This is a genomic window from Streptomyces cinereospinus (assembly GCF_042430725.1).
GTDB lineage: Bacteria > Actinomycetota > Actinomycetes > Streptomycetales > Streptomycetaceae > Streptomyces > Streptomyces cinereospinus.
Genome location: NZ_JBHMCY010000026.1, coordinates 38,854 through 64,582, shown reverse-complemented (window position 1 = coordinate 64,582; position 25,729 = coordinate 38,854). Strand labels below are relative to the sequence as shown.

At 73.7% G+C, this 25,729-nt stretch carries 19 protein-coding genes and 1 other RNA gene; 3 read left to right on the top strand and 17 right to left on the bottom strand.

The annotated features are described in order from the left end of the window. Positions 1 to 254: 254 nt before the first annotated feature. The 7 genes from ACFF45_RS15805 to ACFF45_RS15775 all read right to left on the bottom strand — a co-directional run bounded on the left by ACFF45_RS15805 (position 255) and on the right by ACFF45_RS15775 (position 9,619). On the bottom strand, positions 255 to 1,688 hold the full coding sequence (locus ACFF45_RS15805) for an NAD-dependent malic enzyme (protein WP_381346662.1): 1,434 nt from the start codon (positions 1,686 to 1,688) through the stop codon (positions 255 to 257). Positions 1,689 to 2,086: 398 nt separating this feature from the next. Next, entirely contained in the window at positions 2,087 to 4,384 is a 2,298-nt protein-coding gene (locus tag ACFF45_RS15800) for a HelD family protein (RefSeq protein WP_381346661.1), read from the bottom strand. 118 nt (positions 4,385 to 4,502) lie between these two features. After that, positions 4,503 to 5,270 carry an anti-sigma factor family protein gene (locus ACFF45_RS15795; RefSeq protein WP_381346660.1) on the bottom strand — a complete coding sequence of 256 codons (768 nt, stop codon included), beginning with the start codon at positions 5,268 to 5,270 and terminating at the stop codon, positions 4,503 to 4,505. A 50-nt stretch (positions 5,271 to 5,320) separates the two neighbouring features. Further along, on the bottom strand, positions 5,321 to 5,905 hold the full coding sequence (locus ACFF45_RS15790) for a sigma-70 family RNA polymerase sigma factor (RefSeq protein WP_381346686.1): 585 nt from the start codon (positions 5,903 to 5,905) through the stop codon (positions 5,321 to 5,323). 166 nt (positions 5,906 to 6,071) lie between these two features. After that, complete coding sequence (locus ACFF45_RS15785; RefSeq protein ID WP_381346659.1) at positions 6,072 to 6,665, bottom strand: CGNR zinc finger domain-containing protein; 594 nt, start codon at positions 6,663 to 6,665, stop codon at positions 6,072 to 6,074. Between the two features lie 291 nt (positions 6,666 to 6,956). Beyond that, the gene (locus tag ACFF45_RS15780; RefSeq protein WP_381346658.1) at positions 6,957 to 8,129 is read right to left on the bottom strand and encodes a uroporphyrinogen-III synthase; all 1,173 of its coding nucleotides are present in this window, start codon (positions 8,127 to 8,129) and stop codon (positions 6,957 to 6,959) included. A 104-nt stretch (positions 8,130 to 8,233) separates the two neighbouring features. Continuing rightward, positions 8,234 to 9,619: a nitrate/nitrite transporter gene (locus tag ACFF45_RS15775; RefSeq protein ID WP_381346657.1), complete on the bottom strand. Its 1,386-nt coding sequence runs from the start codon at positions 9,617 to 9,619 to the stop codon at positions 8,234 to 8,236. 300 nt (positions 9,620 to 9,919) lie between these two features. On the opposite strand from ACFF45_RS15775, the gene ACFF45_RS15770 reads away from it, so the two are divergent. Next, positions 9,920 to 10,165 (top strand): hypothetical protein, encoded by a 246-nt coding sequence (locus tag ACFF45_RS15770; RefSeq protein WP_381346656.1) that lies wholly within the window; start codon positions 9,920 to 9,922, stop codon positions 10,163 to 10,165. Positions 10,166 to 10,483: 318 nt separating this feature from the next. Here ACFF45_RS15770 and ACFF45_RS15765 read toward each other — a convergent pair whose 3' ends face one another. The 6 genes from ACFF45_RS15765 to ftsE all read right to left on the bottom strand — a co-directional run bounded on the left by ACFF45_RS15765 (position 10,484) and on the right by ftsE (position 15,504). Beyond that, on the bottom strand, positions 10,484 to 11,467 hold the full coding sequence (locus ACFF45_RS15765) for an extracellular catalytic domain type 1 short-chain-length polyhydroxyalkanoate depolymerase (protein ID WP_381346655.1): 984 nt from the start codon (positions 11,465 to 11,467) through the stop codon (positions 10,484 to 10,486). Positions 11,468 to 11,574: 107 nt separating this feature from the next. Next, positions 11,575 to 11,943, bottom strand: a transfer-messenger RNA (tmRNA) gene (gene ssrA / locus ACFF45_RS15760). A gap of 143 nt (positions 11,944 to 12,086) precedes the next feature. Then, positions 12,087 to 12,566, bottom strand: coding sequence for an SsrA-binding protein SmpB (smpB, locus tag ACFF45_RS15755; protein WP_381346654.1), 480 nt, complete (start codon positions 12,564 to 12,566; stop codon positions 12,087 to 12,089). A gap of 60 nt (positions 12,567 to 12,626) precedes the next feature. Further along, a complete protein-coding gene (locus tag ACFF45_RS15750) occupies positions 12,627 to 13,790 on the bottom strand; it encodes a S41 family peptidase (protein WP_381346653.1) in 1,164 nt (387 codons plus the stop codon). A 67-nt stretch (positions 13,791 to 13,857) separates the two neighbouring features. Continuing rightward, the gene (gene ftsX, locus ACFF45_RS15745; protein WP_381346652.1) at positions 13,858 to 14,775 is read right to left on the bottom strand and encodes a permease-like cell division protein FtsX; all 918 of its coding nucleotides are present in this window, start codon (positions 14,773 to 14,775) and stop codon (positions 13,858 to 13,860) included. A 39-nt stretch (positions 14,776 to 14,814) separates the two neighbouring features. Beyond that, complete coding sequence (ftsE, locus tag ACFF45_RS15740) at positions 14,815 to 15,504, bottom strand: cell division ATP-binding protein FtsE (RefSeq protein ID WP_189699163.1); 690 nt, start codon at positions 15,502 to 15,504, stop codon at positions 14,815 to 14,817. Between the two features lie 255 nt (positions 15,505 to 15,759). Here ftsE and ACFF45_RS15735 point away from each other — a divergent pair, with 255 nt between their 5' ends. After that, positions 15,760 to 15,951: a hypothetical protein gene (locus ACFF45_RS15735; protein WP_381346651.1), complete on the top strand. Its 192-nt coding sequence runs from the start codon at positions 15,760 to 15,762 to the stop codon at positions 15,949 to 15,951. Between the two features lie 123 nt (positions 15,952 to 16,074). On the opposite strand, the gene ACFF45_RS15730 is transcribed toward ACFF45_RS15735, so the two are convergent. From ACFF45_RS15730 to ACFF45_RS15715, 4 genes are all read right to left on the bottom strand, one after another. Next, entirely contained in the window at positions 16,075 to 16,788 is a 714-nt protein-coding gene (locus tag ACFF45_RS15730; protein ID WP_381346650.1) for an LPXTG cell wall anchor domain-containing protein, read from the bottom strand. 295 nt (positions 16,789 to 17,083) lie between these two features. After that, positions 17,084 to 18,190 (bottom strand): peptide chain release factor 2, encoded by a 1,107-nt coding sequence (gene prfB, locus ACFF45_RS15725; protein WP_381346649.1) that lies wholly within the window; start codon positions 18,188 to 18,190, stop codon positions 17,084 to 17,086. Positions 18,191 to 18,238: 48 nt separating this feature from the next. Next, entirely contained in the window at positions 18,239 to 19,471 is a 1,233-nt protein-coding gene (locus tag ACFF45_RS15720; RefSeq protein WP_381346648.1) for a serine/threonine-protein kinase, read from the bottom strand. Positions 19,472 to 19,579: 108 nt separating this feature from the next. Continuing rightward, a complete protein-coding gene (locus tag ACFF45_RS15715; protein ID WP_381346647.1) occupies positions 19,580 to 21,286 on the bottom strand; it encodes a serine/threonine-protein kinase in 1,707 nt (568 codons plus the stop codon). Between the two features lie 430 nt (positions 21,287 to 21,716). Between ACFF45_RS15715 and ACFF45_RS15710 the strand changes: the two genes are divergently transcribed. Beyond that, a complete protein-coding gene (locus tag ACFF45_RS15710; RefSeq protein WP_381346685.1) occupies positions 21,717 to 25,640 on the top strand; it encodes an FHA domain-containing protein in 3,924 nt (1,307 codons plus the stop codon). The last annotated feature ends 89 nt before the right edge of the window (positions 25,641 to 25,729 follow it).

Genomic DNA, 25,729 nt, shown 5'->3' with positions numbered 1-25,729 from the left:
TGCTGCCAGGGTCCTCGGACGGTCCCCGGACCCGGGTCCGTCGTCAGACGCTCGCGCCCAGGGACGCATCCTGCCCCCACCTGCGGCGGGAATGCCAATCCGGCACCCGCAGGAGTCGTGAGAACACCCTAGGGAGTCACACGAAAAGCGCCACTGACCGGCCGCCCACCCTAGGGGGCGGCCGAGGGTACGAGGTTCCACGACGCGCCGGTGGCCGGCGCGGCCGTGGTGATCCTCACAGCACGGCCACCGGATCAGAGGCCGGACAAGGTGTCCGGGGCCGCACCGGCCGCCCTCGCGGCCTCCCGCACCGCGCCCGCGACCGCGCCCGCGACCTTGTCGTTGAACACGCTCGGGACGATGTAGTTCGGGTTGAGTTCGTCCTCGGTGACGACGTCCGCCAGCGCCTTCGCGGCCGCCAGCATCATCTCCGTGTTGACCGTGCGGGACTGCGCGTCCAGCAGACCGCGGAAGACGCCCGGGAAGACCAGCACGTTGTTGATCTGGTTGGGGAAGTCGGAGCGGCCGGTGGCCACAACTGCCGCGGTCTGGCGGGCGATTGCCGGGTCGACCTCGGGGTCGGGGTTCGCGAGCGCGAACACGATCGCGTCGTCGGCCATGGCCGCCACGTCGCCGCCGTCGAGGACGTTGGGGGCGGAGACGCCGATGAAGACGTCCGCGCCGCGCACGGCCTCCTTGAGCGTCCCCGTGACGCCCTCGGGGTTGGTGTTGTCGGCGATCCAGCGCAGCGCCGAGCCGGGGGCGGCGTCGACCAGGTCCTCGCGGTCGGCGTGCACGACACCGTGGATGTCGGCGACGACGGCGTGCTTCACGCCGGCGGCGATCAGCAGCTTGAGGATCGCCGTACCGGCCGCGCCCGCGCCCGACATGACGACGCGGATGTCCCCGATCGCCTTGTCGGCCACGCGCAGCGCGTTGGTCAGCGCGGCCAGCACCACGATCGCGGTGCCGTGCTGGTCGTCGTGGAAGACGGGGATGTCGAGGGCCTCGCGCAGCCGCGCCTCGATCTCGAAGCAGCGGGGGGCGGAGATGTCCTCCAGGTTGATGCCGGCGAAGCCCGGGGCGATCGCCTTGACGATCTCGACGATCGCGTCGGTGTCCTGGGTGTCCAGGCAGATCGGCCAGGCGTCGATGCCGGCGAACCGCTTGAAGAGGGCCGCCTTGCCCTCCATGACGGGCAGCGCGGCCTTGGGGCCGATGTTGCCCAGGCCCAGCACGGCGGAGCCGTCCGTCACGACCGCAACGGAGTTGCGCTTGATCGTCAACCGCCGCGCGTCCTCCGGGTTCTCGGCGATCGCCATGCAGACGCGGGCCACACCGGGCGTGTAGACCATGGAGAGGTCGTCACGGTTGCGGATGGGGTGCTTCGACGCCATCTCGATCTTGCCGCCGAGGTGCATCAGGAACGTACGGTCCGAGACCTTGCCCAGCGTGACGCCCTCGATGCCGCGCAGCTGCTGGACGATCTGGTCGGCGTGCGCGGTGGAGCTGGCCGCGATGGTGACGTCGATCCGGAGCTTCTCGTGCCCGGACGCGGTGACGTCGAGGCCGGTCACCGAGCCTCCGGAGGACTCCACCGCGGTGGTGAGCTGCGAGACGGCGGTTCCGCTCGCGGGCACCTCCAGCCGGATGGTCATCGAGTAGGAGACGCTGGGCGCCGTTGCCATGGCCGACTTCCTCTGCTTTCACCGTGTCGCGGATTGGTGCCGTCCGATCGTCGCACCTACCGCCGAGTACGTGGTAGCCGGGCCGGGCTGCGCTCATCGAGTTCACAGGCGACAGCTGCGATCACCGGACGGTGGGGTTGATTCGGAAAATATCTTCCACCATACGAGAGACGATCAGGCATGGAAAGAGGCCCACGTCACATCGGACGTAGGCCCCACTCCTGGTGTCTCACGTTGAGTGGCACCGACCCGCCATGCTCGCCTCGCGGCAAGTGGTCGCTCGTAGCGACGAAGGTTGGGCCCGGGGGCTTGGATCGGGCCGGTGCCACACCCAGGCTAACAAACGGATCCCGCGAAGCCATTCCCGCCCCGGGACCCGGTCTCCGTCCGGCTCGCCGTCAGTCCCTGAGCAGGTCCGGCACCCCGGCCGCGTCCGGCTCGTCCCGCTCCCCGGAGACGACCGTCAGCTGCTGGGTGGCCCGGGTCAGCGCGACGTAGAGCACCCGCAGCCCGGCGGGCGACTCGTCGGCGATCTCCGCGGGCGAGACGACGACGGTCGCGTCGTACTCCAGGCCCTTGGCCTCCAGGCTGCCGAGCGCCACCACCCGGTCGCCGAGCCCGGCCAGCCAGCGGCGGGCCTCCTCGCGCCGGTTCATCGCCACGACGACGCCGACCGTGCCGTCGACACGGTCGAGCAGCCGGGCCGCCTCCGCGCGCACGGTCTCGCCCAGGGAGGCGCCGGCCGCGGCGAAGCGCGGCTCCACGCCCGTGGAGCGCACCGCCCTCGGGGACCGCGAGCCGGGCATGGCCAGGGCCAGCACCCGGGCGGCCAGCCCGGCGATCTCGGCGGGGTTGCGGTAGTTCACCGTGAGCTCGAAGCGGCGGCGCGGGCGGGTGCCCAGGGCCTCGTCGCGGGCCTCGGCCGCCTCGTCCGGGTCGGACCAGGAGGACTGGGCCGGGTCGCCGACGACCGTCCAGGTGGCGTGCCGGCCGCGGCGGCCGACCATGCGCCACTGCATCGGCGTGAGGTCCTGTGCCTCGTCGACGATGACGTGCGCGTACTCGGTGCGCTCCTGCGCCAGCCGCTCGGCCCGCTCGCGCTGCGACTCCTCCCGCACCGGCATCAGCTCCTCCAGGCCGGTGAGCTGGTCGAGCGGATCGAGCTCGCGCTTCTTCCTCGGGCGGGCGGGGGTGCCGAGGATCGCCTGGAGCTCGTCGAGCAGGGCGATGTCGTGCACCGTGTGGCCGTCACGGCGGAGCGAGCGGGCGACCTTGCGCACCTCGCCGGGGTTGAGGAGCCGCCGGGCCCAGCGGCCGAGACACCGCTCGTCCGCCATGGCCGCCAGGACCGCCCCCGGGGTCAGCTCGGGCCACCAGGCGCCGAGGAACGCGACGAAGGCGTCCTCGGAGGCGACGTCCTCGTCGAACGACGAGCGCAGCTCGGCGGCCAGCTCCGGATCGGTGTGCCGGCCGGCCGCGCCCGACCGCTCCCACAGGGCGTCCAGCAGCAGCTTGCGGGCCCGTGGGCGCAGCAGGTTGACCGGGGCCGTACCGCCCAGCGCGGTGCGCCGGATCCGTTCCAGGTCCCCGGCCTCCAGTTCGAGCCGCCGGCCGAGGGCCACGACCCGCAGGCGCTGTGGCGAATCGTTCAGCTCCAGCGCTCCGCGGGCGGCCTTCCGCACCACCTTGAGCATCCGGTACGAGCCCTTGGCGCGGGCCACGGACGGGGAGTCGTACAGCGTCGCCTCGGCACCGTCCACCAGCGAGCCGATCGCCCGGACGGCGACCTGGCCCTCCTCGCCGAGCGAGGGCAGCACGCCCTCGGTGTACGCCACCAGCAGCGGGGTCGGCGAGACGATCAGGATGCCGCCCGCGTACCGGCGCCGGTCCTGGTAGAGCAGGTACGCCGCGCGGTGCAGGGCGACGGCGGTCTTGCCGGTGCCGGGGCCGCCCTCGACGTACGTCACGGAGGCGGCGGGCGCGCGGATGACCAGGTCCTGCTCGGCCTGGATGGAGGCGACGATGTCCCGCATCGTGTGGCCGCGGGCCTGGCCGAGCGCCGCCATCAGGGCGCCGTCGCCGATCACGGGCAGTTCGTGACCGCCGAGGAACGCCTTCAGCTCGGGACGCATCAGGTCGTCCTCGACGCCGAGGACCCGGCGGCCCTTGGAGCGGATCACCCGGCGGCGCACGACCCGGCCGGGGTCGACCGGCGTGGAGCGGTAGAAGGGCGCGGCCGCGGGCGCCCGCCAGTCGATGACCAGCGGAGCGTAGTCCGCGTCCAGGACGCCGATGCGGCCGATGTGCAGGGTCTCGGCGATGTCGGCCGAGTTGTCCGGCCGCACGGCCCCCTCCGCCGGCTCGACGGCGGTGTAGGCGCCGTCCGGGCCCTTCTTGCCGTCCTTGCCGGGCAGCAGGTCGATGCGGCCGAAGAGGAAGTCCTCGAACTCGTTGTTCAGCCGGCTCAGGTGGACTCCGGCCCGGAACACCTGGGCGTCGCGCTCGGCGAGCGCGCCGGGCGTGCCGACCTGGCCGCGCTGGGCCGCGTCGTGCATGAGGAACTCCGCCTCGTGGATCTTCTCCGCCAGGCGGCGGTACACCCGGTCCAGGTGTTCCTGCTCCACGCCGATCTCTCGGTCGCGTGCGGAGTCCTGGGCGGAGTCGAGCGCGGTTTCCTGTTGAGCCTGAGCGGCCACCGGGCCCCCTTCTGACGTGCTGGGCAGCCGTCCACCGTACGCCAAGGGGACCCCTGAAGGCTACGTGTGAGCCCCGGGTCCGTGACCGTGACGGACCCGGGGCTCGTGCCGCGGCCGGCTACGCGTCGATCTCCACCAGCAGATCACCGCCGAAGGTCATGACCTCGAAGTGGTCGATCTCGTTGGGGGAGAAGGCCGCGCCGCCCTGGACGTAGAGCGGGTCCTTGGCCTGCTCCGTGGTGGCGTCGGGCATGCCGTAGCCCCAGGTGGGCACGGACCAGTTGCTGAGCGTCTCCCGCTCGCCGTTCTTGCCCACGGCGATCAGCGAGCACTTCTCGGGGCCCTTGACGTTCTTCAGCTCCAGCACCGCGTCGGTGCCCCAGGCCTTCTCCTGCATGGCCACGGTGGCGCTGACCTGCGTCGTGGGGTCGGTCGCGGTGACCCGGTCGGGCATCGCGCGGAAGGCGTCCAGGGCCGGGCTGGACGCCTGGAGCGGCCGTTCGGTGCCGCCGGAGTCGTCCCCGCCGGTGGCGGCCACGGAGACCAGCGGGCCGCCGACGATCAGCGCGGCCGCGGCCGCCACCATGTACATGCCACGTCGGCGCTTCTGGGCCCGGCGTTCGGCGACCTCGTCGACCAGCTTCTCGGCCAGCCGCGGACTCGGCCGGGCGGACAGCGACTCGCCGATGGAGGGCGTGCCGGTGCCGGGCAGGTCGGCGAGCGCGGCCAGCATCGGCTCCATACCGGCGAGTTCGTCGAGCTGCTGGGCGCACCACTCGCAGGTCGCCAGATGGGCCTCGAAAGCGGTTGCTTCGGCGTCGTCGAGGATCCCGAGGGCGTAGGCGCCGACGGTCTCGTGCTCGTTCGGGCCCGTTGATCCCTCCATGGGGCCAGACATACCCGGGGCCCCCGCTCCGTATCCCCCGTACGCGTTCATCACGCCGTCACCCCCCGCTCCTCCAGTGCCAGCTTCATCGAACGCAGGGCGTAGAACACCCGCGAGCGCACGGTGCCACTGGGGATGCCCAGCGTCTCGGCAGCCTCATTGACGGTACGCCCCTTGAAGTACGTCTCGACGAGCACCTCCCGGTGGGCCGGGGTCAGGTCGTCGAGCGCGTCCGACAGCGTCATCAGCCACAGCGCCTTGTCGATCTCGTCCTCCGCGGGGATGACCTCCAGCGGCGACGGGTCGACCTCCTGCGGCCGGGCCTGCCGGCTGCGGTGGCCGTCGATCACGATGCGGCGCGCGACCGTCACCAGCCAGGGGCGTACCGAACCGGTCGCCCGATTGAGCTGACCGGCGTTCTTCCAGGCACGGATGAGCGTCTCCTGCACGACGTCCTCGGCGCGCTGGCGGTCTCCGGCGACCAGCCTGAGGACGTAGGCGAGAAGAGGTCCGGCGTGCTCGCGGTAGAGGGCACGCATCAGCTCCTCGTCGGGTTCCGAGGGCTGTGAGGACATGCGATGTCGGGCCCTCGATCCACGTTCCTTGGCCACGGCCGCATCCTTGCGCACGCCCACCTCCGGTGTCCGGGGGTTCCCCCAGTCGGTCGCTCGCCACGGAGTACGGACAGCGGGCGCCATGTGTTCAAAGTGAGGAGACGGTTTTCACGAAGGTGCCGCGGCGCCGGGAGACACGGGCGTACATTCCTCGCCAAGCAGACAGGGAACGGGGTATGACGGTACGTCAGGTCCGTGGCGGGGTGGCGCGCCGCCGGTGCCGGGCCGCCCGCTCCCGGTTCCCGCACACCTCGCTGGAGCACCAGCGCCTGCGCCGTCCCCGGGAGGTGTCGAGGTACACGACGGGACAGCGGTCCCCCGCGCACTGCCGCAGGTCCGCCCGCGCGACGGGGTCGGTGAGCAGTTCCACGGCGTCCCGGGCCACCGCCCCGAGCAGCGCCGCGCGCTCCGGCGGACCGTCCAACGCGCGTACCAGCGTGCCGTCCCGGCCGCGCCGGGCGCGCGGCGCCGGCGGCGCGGTGCGGGCTGCGGCGTTGACCCGGGCGAGCGGGAGGTCGTACGGCGGGGCCTCGCGGGACAGCGTGGCGCTGATCAACGGGTCGAGGTCTGCGCGCAGTTCGCGGAAGGCGGTGAGCCAGGAGGGGCCGACGTGGTCCAACGGGGTGCCCGGCGGGACGAGTCCGCAGCCGGTGATCCAGGCCCGCAGCACCGCGACGGAGCCGAGCCGCTCGTCGGGGTGCCGGGTCGCCAGGAGGTCGAGGCAGATGCGTCCGGTGTCGAATCGCAGCCCGTACGGGGCCGGGACCGTGCCCGGTGCCATGCGCGCCTCACCGCCTCACCGCTCCGCCGCGAGGCGCCGCGGGTCGTCCGCGGCGCCACCGTGGCCGGTCACGCGGCCCCGTGCCCCGTCCGGGCGCCGGAGAACCGCCTCCTCCCACAGTGCCTGCCCGCACCGGCGACCGGTACTCCGCACGGCACGCACTCGGGACGGGCCACCGCACGGACCGGGGCGACCACCGCGGTGCCCCCGCCCGGAGACCGGGGAACCGTTTCTGCCCAAGGACGGCACCGCGGGCACCCCGGCCGGTCACGTGGCCGTCCGTCCCAGGTGTCAGGCGTCGGCGTACTTGGCGTCGGCCGCCGGGTCCAGGGCGAGGCGGTAGCCGCGCTTGACCACGGTCTGGATCAGCTTCGGCGCTCCCAGGGCCGTGCGCAGGCGGGCCATCGCCGTCTCCACGGCGTGCTCGTCGCGCCCCGCCCCCGGCAGCGCCCGCAGCAGCTCGGAGCGGGCCACCACCCAGCCGGGGCGACGGGAGAGGGCGCGCAGCAGCGACATGCCGGCGGGCGGTACGGGCCGCAGTTCGCCGTCCACCAGGACCGCGTGGCCGCGGATCTCCACCCGGTGCCCGGCGACGGGCAGCGAACGGGCCCGGGTGGGCAGTTCCTGGCACAGCAGCTGGACCAGGGGGCCGAGCCGGAAGCGTTCGGGCTGGACCGTCTCCACCCCGCGGGCCTGCAACGGCAGCGCGGTGACCGGGCCGACGCAGGCCGGCAGCACGTCGTGCGCGAGGGCGGCGAGCAGCTCGGCCAGCAGCCCGCGCTCCTCGGCCCGGGACAGCAGCGACGCCGCGGCGGGCGCGCTGGTGAAGGTGAGCGCGTCGACGCCGCGGGAGACGGCGGCGTCCAGCAGCCGGTCCAGGGGCGACAGGTCCTCCGGCGGCATCCACCGGTAGACGGGCACGCCGACGACCTCGGCCCCGCCCGCCCGCAGCGACTCCACGAACCCCGGCAGCGGCTCACCGTGCAGCTGCACCGCGACCCGCCGCCCGTCGACGCCCTCCTCCAGCAGCCGGTCGAGCACCTCGGCCAGGGACTCCGAGGACGGCGACCAGTCCTCGGTCAGACCCGCGGCCCGGATCGCGCCCTTCACCTTCGGCCCGCGGGCGAGCAGCTCGACGCCCCGCAGCCGGTCGAGCAGCGCCTCCCCGAGCCCCCACCCGTCGGCGGCCTCGACCCAGCCCCGGAAACCGATCGCGGTCGTCGCCACGACCACGTCCGGCGTCCGGTCGAGCAGCTCCTTGGTGGCGGCCAGCAGCTCGCCGTCGTCGGCGAGCGGCACGATGCGCAGGGCGGGCGCGTGCAGGACGGCGGCACCGCGCCGCCCGAGCAGCGCCCCGAGCTCATCGGCCCGGCGCGCGGCCGTCACGCCCACGGTGAACCCGGCGAGGGGCCCGTGCTCCGCCCCTTGCTCCGCTTGTTCCGGCTGTTGCTGTGGTTCGTACATAGCTAACTCTCGTCCCGCACTCGAGTCGTTTGCACCTGCATGCCGAGCGAGCCTGTCAACGGTGCGTGACAGGCTCGGTTCGGCTCGATGTCGGCGGTGTTACGTCACACTTCGGCGTAGCTGAGCTGCGACTTCGTCTCGGTGGTGGCCTCGGTGGCCCGATCCTGGCCGGCCGGGCGGCGAAGGTATACGGCCCAGGTGACCACGAAGCAGAGGCCGTAGAAGACGAGGAAGGCGACGAAGGCGCCGGTACCGGAGCCCACGGTCAGGAACGACTGCCGGAAGGCCATGTTGATGCCGAGCCCGCCGACCGCGCCGACCGCGCCGATCAGCCCCATGGACGCCCCCGACAGCCGCCGGCCGTAGGCGGCGGCCTCCTCGCCCCGGAGCCCCATGGCCAGGGCCTTGTTCTGGAAGATGCCCGGGATCATCTTGAACGACGACCCGTTGCCGAGGCCGCTCAGCACGAACAGCACGATGAAGGCGGCCGTGAACAGCGGCAGCGACTCGCGCAGGCTGGCCAGGACGACCACGCCGGTGGCCGCGGCCATGGCGACGTAGTTCCACAGCGTGATCTTCGCCCCGCCGTACCGGTCGGCCAGCGCGCCGCCCACCGGCCGGATCAGCGAGCCCAGCAGCGGGCCGATGAAGGTGACGTACGCGGCCTGCAGCGGCGTCCGCCCGAACTGGGTCTGCAGCACCAGCCCGAAGGCGAAGCTGTAGCCGATGAACGAGCCGAAGGTGCCGACGTAGAGGAAGGCCATGATCCAGGTGTGGCCGGCCCGCACGGCCTCCTTGGCTGCGCCGGAGTCGTTCTTGAGCGACGCGATGTTGTCCATGTACACCGCGGCGAGCACGGCCGCTACGACGATCAGCGGGATGTAGATCCCGAGCAGCACGCGCGGCCCGCCGCCGGCGCCGATGACGGCCAGGCCGATGAGCTGCATCACCGGCACGCCGATGTTGCCGCCCCCGGCGTTCAGGCCGAGCGCCCAGCCCTTCTTCCGCAGCGGGAAGAAGGCGTTGATGTTGGTCATGGAGGAGGCGAAGTTGCCGCCGCCGACCCCGGTGAGCATCGCGCAGAGCAGGAAGGTGGTGAACGAGGTCCCCGGCTCCATCACCACGAAGGCGGCGACGGTGGGGATGAGGAGCAGGCTCGCCGAGACGACCGTCCAGTTCCGCCCGCCGAAGATCGCGACGGCGAAGGTGTAGGGGACACGGACGATCGCGCCGACCAGGGTGGCCATCGACACCAGGACGAACTTGTCCGCCGGGGTGAGGCCGTACTCCGGGCCCATGAAGAGCACCATCACCGACCACACGGTCCAGACGGAGAAGCCGATGTGCTCGGAGAGCACGGAGAAGAGCAGGTTCCGGCGGGCGACCTTCTCCCCGGTCTCCTTCCAGAAGGTCTCGTCCTCGGGGTCCCAGCGCTCGATCCAGCGGCCTCCCCTGCTGCTGGATGCGGGGGCTGTACTCGGGGGTGTCATCACGCCTCCACGGTGCTCCGGGCTCGGTGGTACTGCTCTGAGTGGCTGAGTTCTGAAGGTAGGGAGGGCGCGTTTCCGGTCTGTGGCGGTGGGTGACCGGAAAGGAACTTTGCTCTCACCCCTGGTGCGGGTGGGCTGAGAGGTCGTATGGCGCGCCGCGCCGCCGGAGCCCCGGTCGCCGGGCTCGGGCCGGTCCTCGTCCGGCGGCCACGCCCCGTCCGGCACCCGCGGCCACCCCTCCTTCCGCGCCGCCTCGGCGGCCGCCCGCCGCAGGGCCGCGGCGCCGGGTGCGCCGCCCCCGTGCGCCGCACCGGGGACACCGGCGACAGCGGCACGGGGTCCTCCCGCGGCCGCCGCACCGAGCCGGGCGTGGGCGGGAAGCCCGCCACGGCGAGGACCGGGCACCGGGTCCTGGCCCTCACGCGCTGGGACTCCTCCTCGCCCACCGCCGGCGGCAGCGGCGGCGCCGGCCCGGTCCCCCGCCCCTCGACCAGCCGCCGCGCCAGGGCGGTCCACTCCGGCGTGCGCGGGCGGTGGAGCTGCTGATGCGCGAGCTGCACCGCGCGCCCGTACCGTCGGGCGACGCCGCTCGCGCCCCGCCTGACGGTACGGGCGAGCACGGCCCCGCGGGCGGCCCCGGGTCCCGTCCGGCCCTTCCCGCCCGCCCCGCGACGCCATGCACGCACTGTCGCCGCACCGGACGCCGCCGGGCCGCCCCCCGGCCACGACGGCAATGGCCGGCGTGATGCGAGCGGCAGATCTCCATGCCGCGGCAGGCAACGTCCGCCCCGTCGCGACGCCCGGCACGCACTCTCGCCGCACCGGACGCCGCTCCTCCACGGACAAACGTTGCCCGCCGCGGCACTAGCCGAGCCCCCAGGCCCGCCCGAGCCGGTACGCGGCGCACAGGTTCACGTCGAGCGCGTACGCCCCCGCGGTCCCGCACTGCTCCGCGCCGCTGCCGGGATCGACGGGCTGGCCGTGGCCCATCCCCGTCAGCCCGTAGGTCTCGACGACCGCGCGCCCGTCGGCGCCCCGGAACACCTGGTGCGGGTACCCGGCGACGGTGTCCGTGACGTCGGCCGTCTGGTCGGTGCCGTGCACGTCGGTCCACTGCTTCACCAGGTCGGTCATGTTGACGGGCTTGACGGTGTAGTCGGCCGTGCCGTGCAGGACGGTGAGCGTCGGCCAGGTCCCGGAGTACCCGGGCCGCGCGGCGCGCACCCGGTCGCCCCACTGTCCCGGGGTCTGCGGGGCACCGACGTACATGCACACGTAGGGCGACCCGGCGGCCTGCGCGCAGCCGTACGGCAGCCCCGCGACGACGCCGCCCGCGGCGAACCGCTCCGGGTAGGCCGCCATCAGCACGGCGGTCATCGCGCCGCCCGCGGACAGCCCGGTGACGTACACCCGCCCCGGATCGCCGGCGACGTCGGCGAGCTGCCGGTCCGCCATCTGCGCCAGGGAGGCGGCCTCGCCCTGGCCGCGGGCGGTGTCGCCGGTCTGGAACCAGTTGAAACAGGAGGAGAGGTTGTTGGCGCTCTGCTGCTGCGGCAGCACGACGGAGAAGCCCCAGCGGTCGGCGAGTCGCAGCCAGCCGCTGCCGGTGCCGTACCCGGACGCGTTCTGGGTGCAGCCGTGCAGCGCGACGACGACGGGCCGGCCGGCGGGCAGCCCGTCGGGCACGTACCGGTACATCTTCAGCGCCCCGGGGTTGCTCCCGAACCCGGTGACCTCCTGGAGCGAGGCGGCCGCCGCCCGGCCGGGCGTGAGGACGGCGGCGAGCAGGGCGACCAGCAGGGTCGCCAGGACGGCGAGGCGGGGGTGTGCGGCTCTGGTCTGTGTCATGGGGAGGGACCGTAGAACCGTGAACGACCCCTCGATATGGAGTGAGAGCCCATAAACACGACGAGGGCCCGGTGGTTGAACACCACCGGGCCCTCGTCACATGGAGACTGTGGAGATGGCGGGAATCGAACCCGCGTCCAACGGTGCGGAACCAGGGCTTCTCCGTGTGCAGTCCGCTGTGCTTTTCTCGGCCCCGGAGATCACGCGGACAAGTCTCCGACGGGCTCAGTCACTGTGAGGTTTCCCTTTTCACCCCGTGACCGGGATCAAGGTTTAGTTCCCTAGCTGATGCCAGGATCCGGGTCGGGAACAGCCCCGGGCTGACACTTCGCGAGTCGCTACTTAGGCAGCGAGGGCGAAGGAATCGCGCTTGGTGTTGGCGATTATTGTTTTCGGCCGGTGGTTTACGAGATCATGGCCGCTTCCTCGACACGCTTCCCCTGCTTCGACAGCCGCTGTCGAAACCGATCATCCCCATGTTGATTTTTCAAACGCCGCACCCGCGGTGGGGTGCAGATGCCATCGTACGGGATCAACGTCCGCCGGTGCCACCGTATTCCCGGCGGTCACCCCGCCGTGGCACCTGGTTCAGCGCCGGCCGCCGCCGGGGCATTCCCGCTCAGGCCCGCTGCCGGCGCCGGACCGCCGACATGGCGCGCTCCGCTTCCCGGCGGTCCTGCTTCTCCCGCAGGGTCTGCCGCTTGTCGTACTCCTTCTTGCCCCTGGCCAGCGCGATCTCGATCTTGGCCCGGCCGTCCTTGAAGTACAGGGCCAGCGGCACGATGGTGTGCCCCGTCTCGCCCGACTTGGACTCCAGCTTGTCGATCTCCGCGCGGTGCAGGAGCAGCTTGCGCTTGCGCCGGGCGCTGTGGTTGGTCCAGGTGCCCTGGCTGTACTCCGGCACGTGCACGTTGTACAGCCACGCCTCGTGCCCGTCCAGCTGGACGAAGCCGTCGACCAGCGAGGCCCGGCCCTGGCGCAGCGACTTCACCTCGGTGCCCGTGAGGACCAGACCGGCCTCGTAGGTGTCGAGGATGTGGTAGTCGTGCCGCGCCTTCTTGTTCTGCGCGATCAGCTTGCGCCCTTTTTCCTTAGCCATAGTGCCGACCATTTTCGCACTACGCGGGGGGTGCGGGGGAAGCCGTTTACGCCCCCGGCGCTACCGGCCGAGGCCGTCGAGGACGGTGCGCGCCCGCTCCAGGGCCTGCTCGCCGGCCTCCAGGTCGGGGGTGATGCCGCGGCCGTCGACCTCGCGGCCGGAGGGGGTGCGGTAGTGGCCGACGGTGAGCTCGGCGACCGAGCCGTCGGGCAGCCGGCTGGGCATCTGGACCGAGCCCTTGCCGAAGGTGCGCGACCCCACGACGACCGCGCGGCCGCGGTCCTGGAGGGCGCCGGTGAGCAGCTCGGCCGCGCTCATCGTGCCGCCGTCGACCAGTGCGACCAGGGGCCGGGCGGTGTCGCCGCCGGGCTCGGCGTGCAGGGCGAGCTGCTCGCCGTCGACGTCGTAGGTGGCGACCAGGCCGCCGTCGAGGAAGGCGGAGGCGGCGGTGACCGCCTCGGCGACCAGGCCGCCGGAGTTGCCGCGCAGGTCGAGGACGACCCCCGAGCCGGCCGGGGCCCGGCGGACGGCGTCGCGGACCACCTCGCCGGCCCCCTTGGTGAAGGCGGCGATCCGGACCACGGTGGCACCGTCGGCGAGCCGGCGGACGGTCACGGAGTCGGTGGACAGGCGGGCCCGGCGCAGGTTCTCGGTCCACGCGCGCGTGCCGCGTTCCAGGCCGAGGCGGACGGCCGTACCGGCGTCCGCGCCGGTGGCGTCGCCGCGCAGCAGGGAGACGACCTCGGTGACCGGACGCCCGTCGACCTGCTCGCCGTCGACGCTGCGCAGCCGGTCCCCGGCGCGGATCCCGGCCTCGGCGGCGGGCGAACCGGCGGCCACACCGGTCACCTCGATCCGTCCGTCCCGCTCCCGGCGGGCGGACAGGCCCACGCCGGTGTAGGCGCCGTCGAGGGCCTCCTGGAACTCCTCGTACTCGCCCCGGGAGTAGACGGCGTCCCAGCGGTTGCCGCTGCGGCTGACGGCGCGTTCCGCGGCCTCGACGGGGGACGCGCCCTCGGCCATGGCCTCGGCGGCGGCGCGGGCGACGTCCTGCCGGCTGCCGACGGGGGCGGCGGAGGGCGTCGTCCCGGAGGCGGGGCCGCGCTCGCCCACCGGCAGCGAGCCGGTGGCGGCGCCGGCGACCAGCACGCTGGCGAACACCAAGGTCAGGGCGGCCCCGCGGCCGAAGCGGCGGGGCTGACAGAACAGGTCGCGACCTGACATGCCGGTGAGTCTAGGACAACGCGTAGGGCCGTACGGGCGGTTGACCGTACGGCCCTCTTGGCGTGCGTCACACCTTCAGGTACTTGCGCAACGCGAAGAAAGCGGCCAGGGCGGGCATCAGCAGGCTGGTCGCGAGGATGAGCGGCAGCTTGGTCAGGACGGCGTCCCAGCCGATGAAGGTGATCAGGTTCAGCTTCTCGGCGAGGGCCAGGCCGTGGTCGATGATGAAGTACCGCCCGAGCAGCAGGAAGCCGCACGCGAGAGCGCCGCCGATGAGTCCGGCGACCGCGGCCTCCATGATGAACGGCGCCTGGATGTAGAAGCCCGAGGCGCCGACCAGCCGCATGATGCCGGTCTCACGCCGGCGGCTGAACGCCGAGACGCGCACCGTGTTGACGATCAGCATCAGCGCCACCACCAGCATCAGCGCCATCACCGCCCGCGCGGCCCAGTTCATGCCGCCCAGCAGCTCGAAGAGGTTGTCCAGGGTGCCCTTCTGGTCCTGCACGGACTGCACGCCGTCCCGCCCGTTGTAGGCGGTCGCGATGACCTGGTACTTCTCCGGGTCCTTCAGCTTGATGCGGTACGACTCCTGCAACTGGTCCGGCGTGAGGGAGCTGGCCAGCGGCGAGTCGCCGAACTGCTCCGTGTAGTGCTTGTACGCCTGGTCCTGCGACTCGTACGTCACCGTGTCCACGACCGACATCTTCTTGAGGTCGGTGAGGATCTGCGTCTTCTGCTCCTCGGTGACCGCGCCCTTGGCGCAGTTGGGGTCCGACTCGGCGTCGCTCTTGTTGCAGAGGAAGATCGAGACGTTGACCTTGTCGTACCAGTAGCCCTTCATGGTGTTCACCTGGTCGCTCAGCAGCAGCGAACCGCCGAACAGGGCCAGGGAGAGGGCGACGGAGACGATGACCGCGAAGGTCATCGTCAGGTTGCGGCGGAGACCGACTCCGATCTCCGACAGAACGAACTGGGCGCGCATGGCGTCTGCTTCAAGCCTTTCCGGGATCTGGCTGCGGTCTCAGTGCTGGTAGCCGTAGACGCCGCGGGCCTGGTCGCGGACGAGGCGGCCCTTCTCCAGCTCGATCACGCGCTTGCGCATCTGGTCCACGATGTTCTGGTCGTGGGTGGCCATCACCACGGTGGTGCCCGTCCGGTTGATGCGGTCGAGCAGCTTCATGATGCCGACGGAGGTCTGCGGGTCGAGGTTGCCGGTCGGCTCGTCGGCGATCAGCAGCTTGGGGCGGTTGACGAAGGCCCGGGCGATCGCCACCCGCTGCTGCTCACCGCCGGACAGCTCGCCGGGCATCCGGTCCTCCTTGCCGCCGAGCCCGACCAGTTCGAGCACCTGCGGCACGGACTTGCGGATCTCGCCGCGCGACTTGCCGATGACCTCCTGGGCGAACGCGACGTTCTCGCCGACCGTCTTGTTCGGCAGCAGCCGGAAGTCCTGGAACACGGTCCCCAACTGGCGCCGCATCTGCGGCACCTTCCAGTTGGAGAGCCGGGCGAGGTCCTTGCCCAGAACGTGCACCTGGCCGTGGCTGCACCGCTCCTCGCGGAGGATCAGCCGCAGGAAGGTGGACTTTCCGGAGCCGGAGGACCCCACGAGGAAGACGAACTCGCCCTTCTCCACTTCCAGGGAGACATCCCGCAGGGCGGGGCGGGTCTGCTTGGGGTAGACCTTGGAGACGTTGTCGAATCGGATCACGGATGCACCACGGGTCGCCGGGGGTAGATGTGCGTGACCTTACGCGAAGCGGGGAGGGCGGCGCAGGCACAGGCAGTGGATGTGCGGCGGTTGTGCCCTTTTGTGACGAGGACGGGAACGTCTTGTGAGGCCCGGGCGCCCGCTTCCACGGCCGCCCGCGCCCTTTCCGGAGGAACCTGGCACAGTGGAGGGGAACGTTCGCGTTCCCCGAGGCGTTGTCACGACGAACCGGTACCGGTGCAAGGAGGCGAGCACATGACGTACGACCGGCTGGTGTGCGCGAACTGTGCCGCGCCCGTGAACGAGGGCCGCTGCCCCGTGTGCCGGGCCAACCGTGAGCGGTTGCAGCAGGAGAACTTCTTCGCCGGCCTCAGCCCCATGGCGCTGATCGCCTCGCTGGTGGTGCTGATCGCGGCGCTCGCGCTCCTCGCGCACCAGACCGCCTAGTTCCGCGGCGGGCACTGGTTTCTGAGCTTTCTGACCGGAGTACTGGCCGGTTCCCCCGCGGAGTCGTACGGAAGGGCCCGGAGCACTTGCTCCGGGCCCTTCCGCGGTCACGCTTAGCTACCGTCAGGCAGCCGCACCGCCACTGCCGCCCACCATGCGCGGCAGCACCCGGAAGCCGATGCCGCCGGCGATCATCGTCGCGGCGCCGATCAGCAGGAACGTGGTCTGCGCGGCACCCGTCTCGGCGAGCTCGTCGCCGCCGCCCTGGGCGACGGTGTCGGCGGCCGGGATCTCGCTGCCGGTGTCCGTCAGGGACGAGGAGCCCTCGCCCTGCGCGGAGGCGCCGCCGTCGGGGTCGGTGATGTTGCCGCCACCGGCCCCGTTGCCGTTGCCGTTCCCGTTACCGTTCCCGTTCCCGTTCCCGTTGCCATTGCCGTTCCCGTTGCCCGGGCCGGTCGTCGGGTCCTCGTCGCCGGGGTCCTCGCTCGGGTCCTCCGTCGGCTCGGTCGGCTCGGTCGGCTCGCCCGTGGGCTGCGTCGGCTCGTCCGTCGGAGCGGTCGGGCCACCCGTCGGCAGGGTCGGGCCCCCAGTTGGGATGGTCGGGTCGACCGTCGGGTCGACGGTCGGGCCGACCGTGGGCAGCTGCGGACCCGGGTCGTTGTCGCCGCCGTCGTCGTTGTCGTCCGGGCCCGGCGTCTCGTCGTTGCACAGGACGCCGATGAGGCAGTCCTCGGCCTCGGTGGCGGAAGCGGCACCCGCGGCGGTCAGCGAGGCGCCGGCCGCGATCACGGCGCCGGCCGCGATCCGCGCGACACGGATACGCGTCTTGTTGGTCATCTGGTTGCTACCCCCAGTAGCTGTCGTCAATGAGGCGGCGCTCGGGGGCCGTGATCGACGGGAGTAGCTGAGTGAAGCCCCCCGGTTCACATGCGCCCCAGAGATACGCATGCCACGCTTCACCCTTCCGATTTTTCACAGCAACGTCAAGGTCGTTGCGTACGCGATGTCCTGGTACGGGTTCTTTGCCGGAGACCGAAGCGTGTGAGTGTGATGTAAAACCCAGACATCCAGGAACAGATAAGGCAACTGCCGCCACAGCGGCGGCAGTTGCCTTGTCGACAAAACGCTTCTGTTACTTCTCCTGCTGCTTGCGCCAGCGAATTCCGGCCTCCAGGAACGCGTCGATCTCACCGTTGAACACGGCCTCCGGGTTGCCGACTTCGTGCTCCGTGCGCAGATCCTTGACCATCTGGTACGGGTGCAGGACGTACGAACGCATCTGGTTGCCCCAGGAATTGCCGCCGTCGCCCTTGAGCGCGTCCATCTTGGCCTGCTCCTCCTGACGGCGCCGCTCCAGCAGCTTGGCCTGGAGGACGTTCATGGCGGTGGCCTTGTTCTGGATCTGCGAGCGCTCGTTCTGGCAGGAGACCACGATGCCGGTCGGGAGGTGCGTGATGCGCACCGCGGAGTCGGTGGTGTTCACGCCCTGGCCGCCGGGCCCGGAGGACCGGTAGACGTCGATGCGCAGTTCGGACTCGTCGATCTCGACGTGGTCGGACTGCTCCACGACGGGCAGCACCTCGACACCGGCGAAGGAGGTCTGGCGGCGGCCCTGGTTGTCGAAGGGCGAGATGCGCACCAGGCGGTGCGTGCCCTGCTCGACGGAGAGGGTGCCGTAGGCGTACGGCGCCTGCACGGCGAAGGTGGTGGACTTGATGCCCGCCTCCTCCGCGTACGACGTCTCGTAGATCTCGGTCTTGTAGCCGCGCTGCTCGGCCCAGCGCAGGTACATCCGCTGCAGCCGCTCGGCGAAGTCGGCGGCGTCGACGCCGCCGGCCTCGGCGCGGATGTTCACGAGCGCTTCCCGGGCGTCGTACTCGCCGCTGAGAAGCGTCCGCACCTCCATCTCGTCCAGGGCCTTGCGGACCGCGGCGAGCTCGGACTCCGCCTCGGAGCGGGTGTCCGGGTCGTCCTCCTCCTCGGCCATCTCGAACAACACCGCGAGATCGTCGATCCGCCCGCGCAGTGCCTCCGCCTTCCTGACCTCGGCCTGGAGGTGGGAGAGCTTACTGGTGATCTTCTGCGCCTCGTCCGGGTTGTCCCACAGGGACGGCGCGGCCGCCTGCTCCTCGAGCACGGCGATGTCTGCCCTCAGCCTGTCCAGGTCCAGAACGGCCTCGATCGACTCCATGGTCGAGGAGAGGGACTTGAGCTCTTCGGATACATCGACGACTGCCACGCCTCCCAGCGTAACGGCTGTGGCAACCGATCCCGGCCGCGCCGGGGGTCACGGAGGCGCCGGGGCCGTGCTCCCCGGGTCCCGTGGGGGCGCCGCCTCCTCGCCCGAGACGACCAGCCAGGCGCCGGTGCCCGCGGCCGCAGCCAGCACGACCGCCGCGCCGGCCAGGACCAGGCGGCGGCGCCGGACGGCCGGGCGGTTGCGGGCGGAGCCGGGGCGGGGGGCGCCCGCGGTCCGCGGGGCGCGGGCCGTGCCCCGGGCGCCGCCGGCCAGCTCGTCCGGCGCCGGGACCCGCATCGAGGTGTGGGTGTCGCGGTTGGAGTCGGGCTTCGCGCCCGGGACCAGCGGGACCGCGCCCCGGCGGGCCCCGGCCGGCGGCTGCGGCCGCCCGGCCGGCGGTGCCTGCTGCGGCTCCTCCGGCTCGCCGTCCGGCTCGTCCACGTCCAGCGGGGGCATCCCGCGCAGCATCGGCAGCTGCTCCCGCAGGCGGGCCGCGAGCTCCGACGCGCGCAGCCGCGACGCCGGCGCCTTCGCCAGGCACTGCACCAGCAGCTGCCACAGCTCCTCCGGGATGCCGGGCAGGGGGACGACCGTCTCCGTGACGTGGCGGCGCAGCACCGCGCCGGGGTGGCCGCCGCCGAACGGGGTGAAACCGGCGAGCAGCTCGTAGAGCACGGTCGCCAGCGCGTAGATGTCCACCGAGGCCCGGGGCGGCAGGCCCTCCACGATCTCCGGTGCCAGGTAGTCCGGAGTGCCGATGATCTTGGTGGCGCGGGTCCGGCGGGGTGAGTCGATCAGCTTGGCGATGCCGAAGTCGGTGAGCAGCGCGCGGTGCGAGCCGCCGGGTCCGAGCGGGCCCTGCATGTCCAGCAGGACGTTCTCCGGCTTCACGTCCCGGTGCACCACGCCCGCGGCGTGGGCCGCCGCGAGCCCGTCGGCGACGTCCGCCGCGATCGCTACGGCCGCCTCGGGTGCCAGCCGCCGCTCCCGCTCCAGCCGGGTGCGCAGATCGGTCCCCCGGACCAGGTCCATGACGAGCGCGAGGTCGTTGCCGTCCACCACCAGGTCACGGACCGGGACGACGTTCGGGTGGTCGAGCTTGAGCAGGGCGGTCCGCTCCTGGACGAAGCGTCCGACGAGCTCCTGGTCGGAGGCGAGATCCTCCCGCAGCAGCTTGATCGCGACGGGCCCCTCGGGCCCCTCGCCCAGCCACACCGTGCCGGCGCTGCCCCGCCCCAGGATCTGGTTCGCGGTGTACCGGCTGCCGATCTTCCGTGCCAAGACTGCTCCTACAGACGCGTGTTGTCGCCAAAACTACGCGCCCGAGGAGCCGTCCTTCACCGCGAGGGCGGAAATCACCCGCCAGGTGTCGACAAATCAACACACCCGCTACGGCGTGGAGGCCCCTCCGGACTCACCGGAACCGCCGCCCAGCTCCCCGATCCATCCGGTCACCGTGCCGAACCAGTCGGTGAGCTGCTCCCAGTAGCCCTTGCCCGTGCCGATCCACTCCTGCAGCGGGCTCAGCTCCCAGATCAGCCATCCGGCCACGAACAGGATGACGACCGTGAACAGGCACCCCTTCAGACAGCCCAGCCCCGGGATCCGCATCGGGTTGGCGCCGCGCTGCCGCGGCGGACGCGGCTCACGCGCCGGCCGCTGCGGCTCGGGCGCGGGCGGCGGGGCGTACCGCTGGGGCTGCTGCTGGGGCCGTTGCTGCGGGCGCTGGGGAGCGTACTGCTGCGGCTGCTGTTGCTGATGCTGTTGCTGCTGATGCTGTTGCTGCTGTTGCTGATGCGGGTAGCCGTATCCGGGCGGCGGTCCCTGCTGGGGGCGGGGCTGCTGCTGCGGGCGCGCGACCTGCCGCTGGGGGCGGCGGCGCAGCGGGTCCTGATCGGGGTCGAGGTACTGCACCTGCGTCTGATCGTTGCGGTCGCGGGCGGCGCGCAGCTGGGTCTGCCAGGGATGCGGCTGCTCGGGCTGCTGGCCCTGGGGCAGCACCTGGGTGGGGTCGGCGCCGCCGGGGCCGGTGTTCGGCAGCACGGCGGTGGGGTCGGCGGCGCCGGCCGGGCCGCCGGTGTGGGGCAGCACGCTGGTCGCCGCGTTCGGGTCGTGTCCGGGGGTGCCGTGCGGCAGCACCTGCGTGGGGTCGGCCGCGCCGGGCGTCCCGGGTACGGGAGCGGGGGCCGGGTCGGGGGCGAGGAGCGCGGCGACGTTCTCGGCGGCGGCGATCTGCGCGGAGTTGGCGTGCACGCCGACGCCCTCGGCGACGACCCGCAGCCCGCGCGCGAGGTTCTCGGCGCCGGGCCGCTCCCCGGGGTTCTTGCGCAGGCAGCGCTCGATGACCGTCCACAGCGGTTCGGGGACGGTGGAGGGGCGGCGCGGCTCGGCGCTCAGGTGCTGGTGCAGTACCTCCAGCGCGGAACTGCCGGAGAACGGCGGACGGCCGGTGACCAGCTCGTACAGCAGGATGCCGGCGCCGTAGACGTCGACCGCGGAGGTCTGCGGGCGGCCCTCGGCGGACTCCGGCGCGACGTACGCGGGCGTGCCGACGAACTCGTGGGTGCGGGTCAGGCCGGGCGAGTCGGCGAGGCGGGCGATGCCGAAGTCGGTCAGCATCGGGTGCATCTGGCCGCCGTCCTGCTTGAGCAGCACGTTCGCCGGCTTGAGGTCGCGGTGCACCACGCCGTCGGCGTGGCTGGCGGCCAGCGCGTCGGCGATCTGCGCGGTGAGCAGCGCGGCGGCGACGGGGGTGAAGGGACCGTTCTCGCGCAGGTAGCGGTGCAGGTCGGGGCCGTTGACGAGGTCCATGACCAGGGCCAGCAGGTCGCCCTCGACGACCAGGTCGCGGACCCGGACGATGTTCGGGTGGGTCAGGCGGAGCAGCACGGACCGCTCGCGCAGGAAGCGCATGACGATGTCGGGGTCGCTCGCCAGCTCCTCCCTGAGGACCTTGATCGCGACGGTCTCGCCGGGCTGTCCGGGCACGGCCGCCTCGGCCCCCGCCGTCTCCCGCTGGCGGGCTCGCCAGACGGTGCCTGTGGCGCCGCGTCCCAGCGGCTCCTCAAGGAGGTACTTGCTCCCTACCGGCCGCACGTCATGGCTCCCTGCTGCTTGCTTGCATGGTCCGACCCACTGTAGGGCCTGTCGGACCATTCCCGTCTGCTGCGCGGCCCGCCCTCCGGACGGACGACGGGGCTTGCCGGACAGGCCCTGATGCCGTGGTGGAGGGACCGGGCTGCCCTCGCGCCGAAGCCCCCGGGGAGCTCGTTACCGCACGCGTTGGAAGGAAAGACGCACACCTCGGTCTTCAGGTTGCCGGAAACGGACGTGACCGATCCCGACCGGTCGCCGATGCCGCTTCCGGCAGGCATTTTTGCGGGCAGAGCCGACCATTCAAGATCACTTGCTCCCGAGCGGCGGGCACGTTGTCGGTGGCAGGTGCGAGGATGCGTGCAGTACTGGCCGACGTGCTCGTGCGGGGTGGGGGATTTCCGTGCCCGCGCAGAAGGGACCGCTCACGGCGATGCAGATCCGGCTGACCGTCGTAGACCCGCTGGGCCTGCCCTCCCCCGAGCCGTCGGCCTCGCTCGAACAGGGCGGGTCCGCACCGCCGCGCGACCGGGCCACCAGCCGCGACGTGCTGGTCACGGCGCCCGCCGGGACGGCCCTGGCCGCGGTGGCGTCGGGGCTGGCCTCGGCGGTCTCCGGCGACACCCCGTCCGGGCCCCCGGTGCTGTACGCCGGTGCGGAGCGGCTCGACCTCCAGCGCTGCACCCTGGGCGAGCCGCCGCTGCTCGACGGCGCCGTGCTGTCCGTGGGCCATCCGGCCGCTCCCGAGCCGCATCCCGAGCTGGACGACGCCCCCGCCCGCCTGGACGTGATCGCCGGGCCCGACGCCGGCGGTGTCCACCTGCTGCACGGCGGCGAGATCCGCGTCGGCCGCTCCGCCGAGGCGGACGTCCCGCTGGACGACCCCGACGTCTCCCGCGTGCACTGCGCGGTGACCCTCGGCGCGGACGGCCGCGTCTCGGTCGCCGACCTCGGTTCCACCAACGGCACCTCGCTCGACGGCACGCCCGTGGGGGCCCGGCCGGTGCGCTTCGCGCCGGGCGCGCTGCTGCGGATCGGGGAGTCCACGCTGCGGCTTGCTCCGGCCGGGGGACCGGGGCGTCGGATGGGCACCGCGCCGGACGGAGAGGGCTGCGTGCGGGTGGGGGCGGCGGGCGAGTCGGTCGCGGGCGCGGGCGGGGCGGTCGACACGCGGGCCGGGGAGCAGGGCGCCGCGGGCGCGCGGGCCGGAGAGCCGGGCGGCGCCGCGGGCGCGCGCGCCGGGGAGGAACAGGGCGCGCATCCGCGCGGGGCTGAGGCGCGGGCCGGGGAGCCGGGCGCGGGCGGGACCGCGGGTGCGCGCGCCGGGGGCCTGTCGGGGGCGACGGGGTACGCCTACGGGGGCGCCGGAGGGTGGGGAGCGCCGGGCGGCGATCCCGCTGGAGCGGAAGGTGCAGCTCCGGATGCTTCCCGGGCGGCACCGGACTCCGCCCCGGCCGACCCGTCGAGCCCGGAGCTTCGCCGGGCCACGCGCGAGGAGCGGGCGGACAGCCCGGGCTCCCGCCACGACCAGCGCCCCGGAGCGGGCGCCCACGCCTCACGTCACGAGCAGCACCCGGGAGCGGGCGCCCACACCCCCCGCCACGACCAGCACCCCGGAGCGGGCAGCCACGCCCCCCGCCACGACCAGCACCCCGACGCGGGCGCTCACGCCTCACGTCACGAGCAGCGCCCAGGGGCGGGCAGTCGCGGCCCCCGTCACGACCAGCACCCCGGCATAGGCACCACCGCCTCTCGGCACGACCAGCGCCCCCCTGCTCATCAGGACCGGCACCCGCCCGCCGAGCCGGGCCGCGTGCCCGGGCAGGGCGGACCGCCCCCGGTCGAGCGCCGCGGTGCCGGTGCGGGCCGGCACCCGGGCCCCGGCCCCGCCGCGCCCTCAGGCGACGGCACGCACGGCGGGCGGGCGCTCGACGGCGACGGCACCGGCCGCCGCAAGGGCACGCCGCCGCGCGGCACCGACGTACCGCAGGAGGTGCGCCGGCGCGGCGGGCTCACGGCGTGGGCCCGGCGGCTGACCGGCGGGCGCGGCACCGGGCAGGAGACGGCCGGGCCCGGGGGGTACGGCGAGGAGCCGGCCGGTGCTGCGGCAGTGCCGCCCGTCCGCGCCGACGCGCCCGAGACCTGGCCGGACCCGGCGGCGCTGCTGCTGACCGCGCTCGGCCCCGGCCCCCGGCTGTGGGAGCGCGGGCCGGACCACCCGGAGGCGCTCACCGTGCGGCTCGGCACGGCCGACCGGGCCACGCCGGACGGGTCGGGACTCCTGCCCGCCGTGCCGGTCACCGCCGATCTGCGCGAGGCCGGTGCGCTGGGCCTGGCCGGACCGCGCCCGCGGCTGGCCGGGCTGGCCCGCGCGGTCGTGGCCCAGCTGGCCGCGCTGCACTCGCCCGACACCCTGGAGATCGTCCTGATCAGCACGGACCGGGGGCGTTCCCTGGAGGAGCGCACGGCCGAGTGGTCCTGGCTCGGCTGGCTCCCGCACCTGCGCCCGGCCCACGGCCAGGACTGCCGCCTGCTGCTCGCGCACGACCGCGAGCAGGCGGCGGCCCGCACCGACGAGCTGCTGCGCCGCCTGGACGACCACCTCGCGGACCGGGACGGCACCGGCGCGCGGGCCGTCCCCGCGACCCCGGCGGTGCCGGGCCGAGAACACCCCGGGGCGGCCGGGGCGCCGGAGCGCACCTCGTCCACCGCGCCCCGCCGCCCCTCCTGGGCCCGCCCCGACGACCCGTCCGCCGGTCCCGGACACCCCGCGTCCTTCCTCGGCCCCCGCACCGTCCTCGTCGTCGACGGCGACCCCGGGGGCGCCGCCCTCCGCGAGGCCGTCGCACGGCTCGCCCTGGACGGCCCGCGGGCCGGCATCCACGTCGTCTGCCTGGCCGAGACCGCCCCGGCGTCCCCCGCCTCCCCGGTCACCGAGACCTACGAGGCGGCCTGCGCCGCCGCCCCGGTGTTCCGCGAGTGCGGAGCCGTCGCCCTGCTCAGCGGCGACGTGGCGACAGCCCTGCACCTGCTGCGCGTCGCCCGCGCGGGCACCGCGGCCGGTCCCGCGGCCGCCGCCCCGGTCGGCCACGGCACCGTCGGCACGGTGGACGCCGTCTCCCCCGCCTGGGCCGAGCGGTTCGCCCGGGCCCTGGCGCCGCTGCGCACCGACGCGGCCGCCACCGGCACGCGGCACGCGCGCCTCAGCGCCCCCCTGCCGCAGGCCGCGCGGCTCCTCGACGAGCTCGGGCTCGCCCGGGCCACGCCCGCCTCGCTCATGGCCCGCTGGGCCGACGCCGCCGACGACACCGACGCGCTCGGCGGCCGGGCGCACGCCGTCCTCGGGGCCGGCCCGCGCGGCCCGGTCGCCGTGGACCTGGTCGCCGAGGGACCGCATCTGCTGATCGAGGGACCGCCCGGCAGCGGACGGAGCGAACTGCTGCGCGCGGTCGTCGCCTCGCTCGCCGCCGCCGAGCGGCCGGACCGGCTGAGCCTGGTGCTGATGGACGGCCGGGACAGCGTGGGCCCGGGCAGCGGGCACGGCGACGGTCTGCACCTGTGCCTGGACATCCCGCACGTCACCACCCACCTGCTCGCCAACGACCCGGTGCGGATGCGGGAGTTCGCGCAGTCCCTGACGGCCGAGCTGAAGCGCCGGGCCGAGCTGCTGGGCCGCTCGGACTTCGCCGAGTGGCACACCGGACGCGCGGTGTCCGGCCGTATGGTCAGCCAGCGCTCGGCGCCCCCCGCCGGCCCGGGCACGGGTGCCGCCGACCTGGACACTCCGCCCAGCACCACTCTGCGGCTGCGCCCGGCCGCCCGCCGCCCCACGGACGAGGTGCCCCCGCTGCCCCGGCTGGTCGTGGTCGTCGACGACCTGGACGCCCTGGTCACGCCCCCGCTGGGTGCTGCGGGCCGGCCGGCGGCCGGGTCCGTGATGCGCGCCCTGGAGGCGGTGGCCCGGGACGGTGAGCGGCTGGGCGTGCACCTGGTGGCCGCCGCCGGTTCGGGCGGCCGGACCGCCGAGTCCGAGCCCGCCCGGCGGGCCGCCCTGCGCGTCGCCCTCGACGCGCCCACGCCCGGCCCCGACGAACCGGCGCCCGGCCGGGGCCGTCTGGCCCGTCCCGACGGGCGGGTCACGCCGTTCCAGGGCGGCCGCGTCACCGGCCGCATCCCGCGCACGGCGACGCTGCGGCCGACCGTCGTCTCCCTGGAGTGGCACCGCATGGGCGACCCGCCGGCCCGCCGCCCGGTGCGCGAACTGGGCAACGGGCCCACCGACCTGGCCCTGCTGGCGAGCGCGCTGGAGCGGGCGGCCCGGGAGGTGTCCGCCCCGCAGGTGCCGTCGCTGCTGTGAGGGCGGCCCCCGGTCGTGCGGCCGGGGCCCGGCCCGCCCGCTGAACAGTCACGACGCGGTCACGATCACCGCTTTGGCGCGGTTCGCGC

Coding starts and splice junctions, on each gene's coding strand:
- ACFF45_RS15795 (WP_381346660.1), bottom strand. CDS start 5,270: ATGGAGGGATCAACGGGCCCGAACGAGCACGAGACCGTCGGCGCCTAC.
- ACFF45_RS15765 (WP_381346655.1), bottom strand. CDS start 11,467: ATGACACAGACCAGAGCCGCACACCCCCGCCTCGCCGTCCTGGCGACC.
- smpB (WP_381346654.1), bottom strand. CDS start 12,566: ATGGCTAAGGAAAAAGGGCGCAAGCTGATCGCGCAGAACAAGAAGGCG.
- ACFF45_RS15805 (WP_381346662.1), bottom strand. CDS start 1,688: ATGGCAACGGCGCCCAGCGTCTCCTACTCGATGACCATCCGGCTGGAG.
- ACFF45_RS15750 (WP_381346653.1), bottom strand. CDS start 13,790: ATGTCAGGTCGCGACCTGTTCTGTCAGCCCCGCCGCTTCGGCCGCGGG.
- ACFF45_RS15730 (WP_381346650.1), bottom strand. CDS start 16,788: ATGACCAACAAGACGCGTATCCGTGTCGCGCGGATCGCGGCCGGCGCC.
- ACFF45_RS15710 (WP_381346685.1), top strand. CDS start 21,717: ATGCAGATCCGGCTGACCGTCGTAGACCCGCTGGGCCTGCCCTCCCCC.
- ACFF45_RS15780 (WP_381346658.1), bottom strand. CDS start 8,129: ATGTACGAACCACAGCAACAGCCGGAACAAGCGGAGCAAGGGGCGGAG.
- ACFF45_RS15735 (WP_381346651.1), top strand. CDS start 15,760: ATGACGTACGACCGGCTGGTGTGCGCGAACTGTGCCGCGCCCGTGAAC.
- ftsX (WP_381346652.1), bottom strand. CDS start 14,775: ATGCGCGCCCAGTTCGTTCTGTCGGAGATCGGAGTCGGTCTCCGCCGC.
- ACFF45_RS15775 (WP_381346657.1), bottom strand. CDS start 9,619: ATGACACCCCCGAGTACAGCCCCCGCATCCAGCAGCAGGGGAGGCCGC.
- ACFF45_RS15785 (WP_381346659.1), bottom strand. CDS start 6,665: ATGGCACCGGGCACGGTCCCGGCCCCGTACGGGCTGCGATTCGACACC.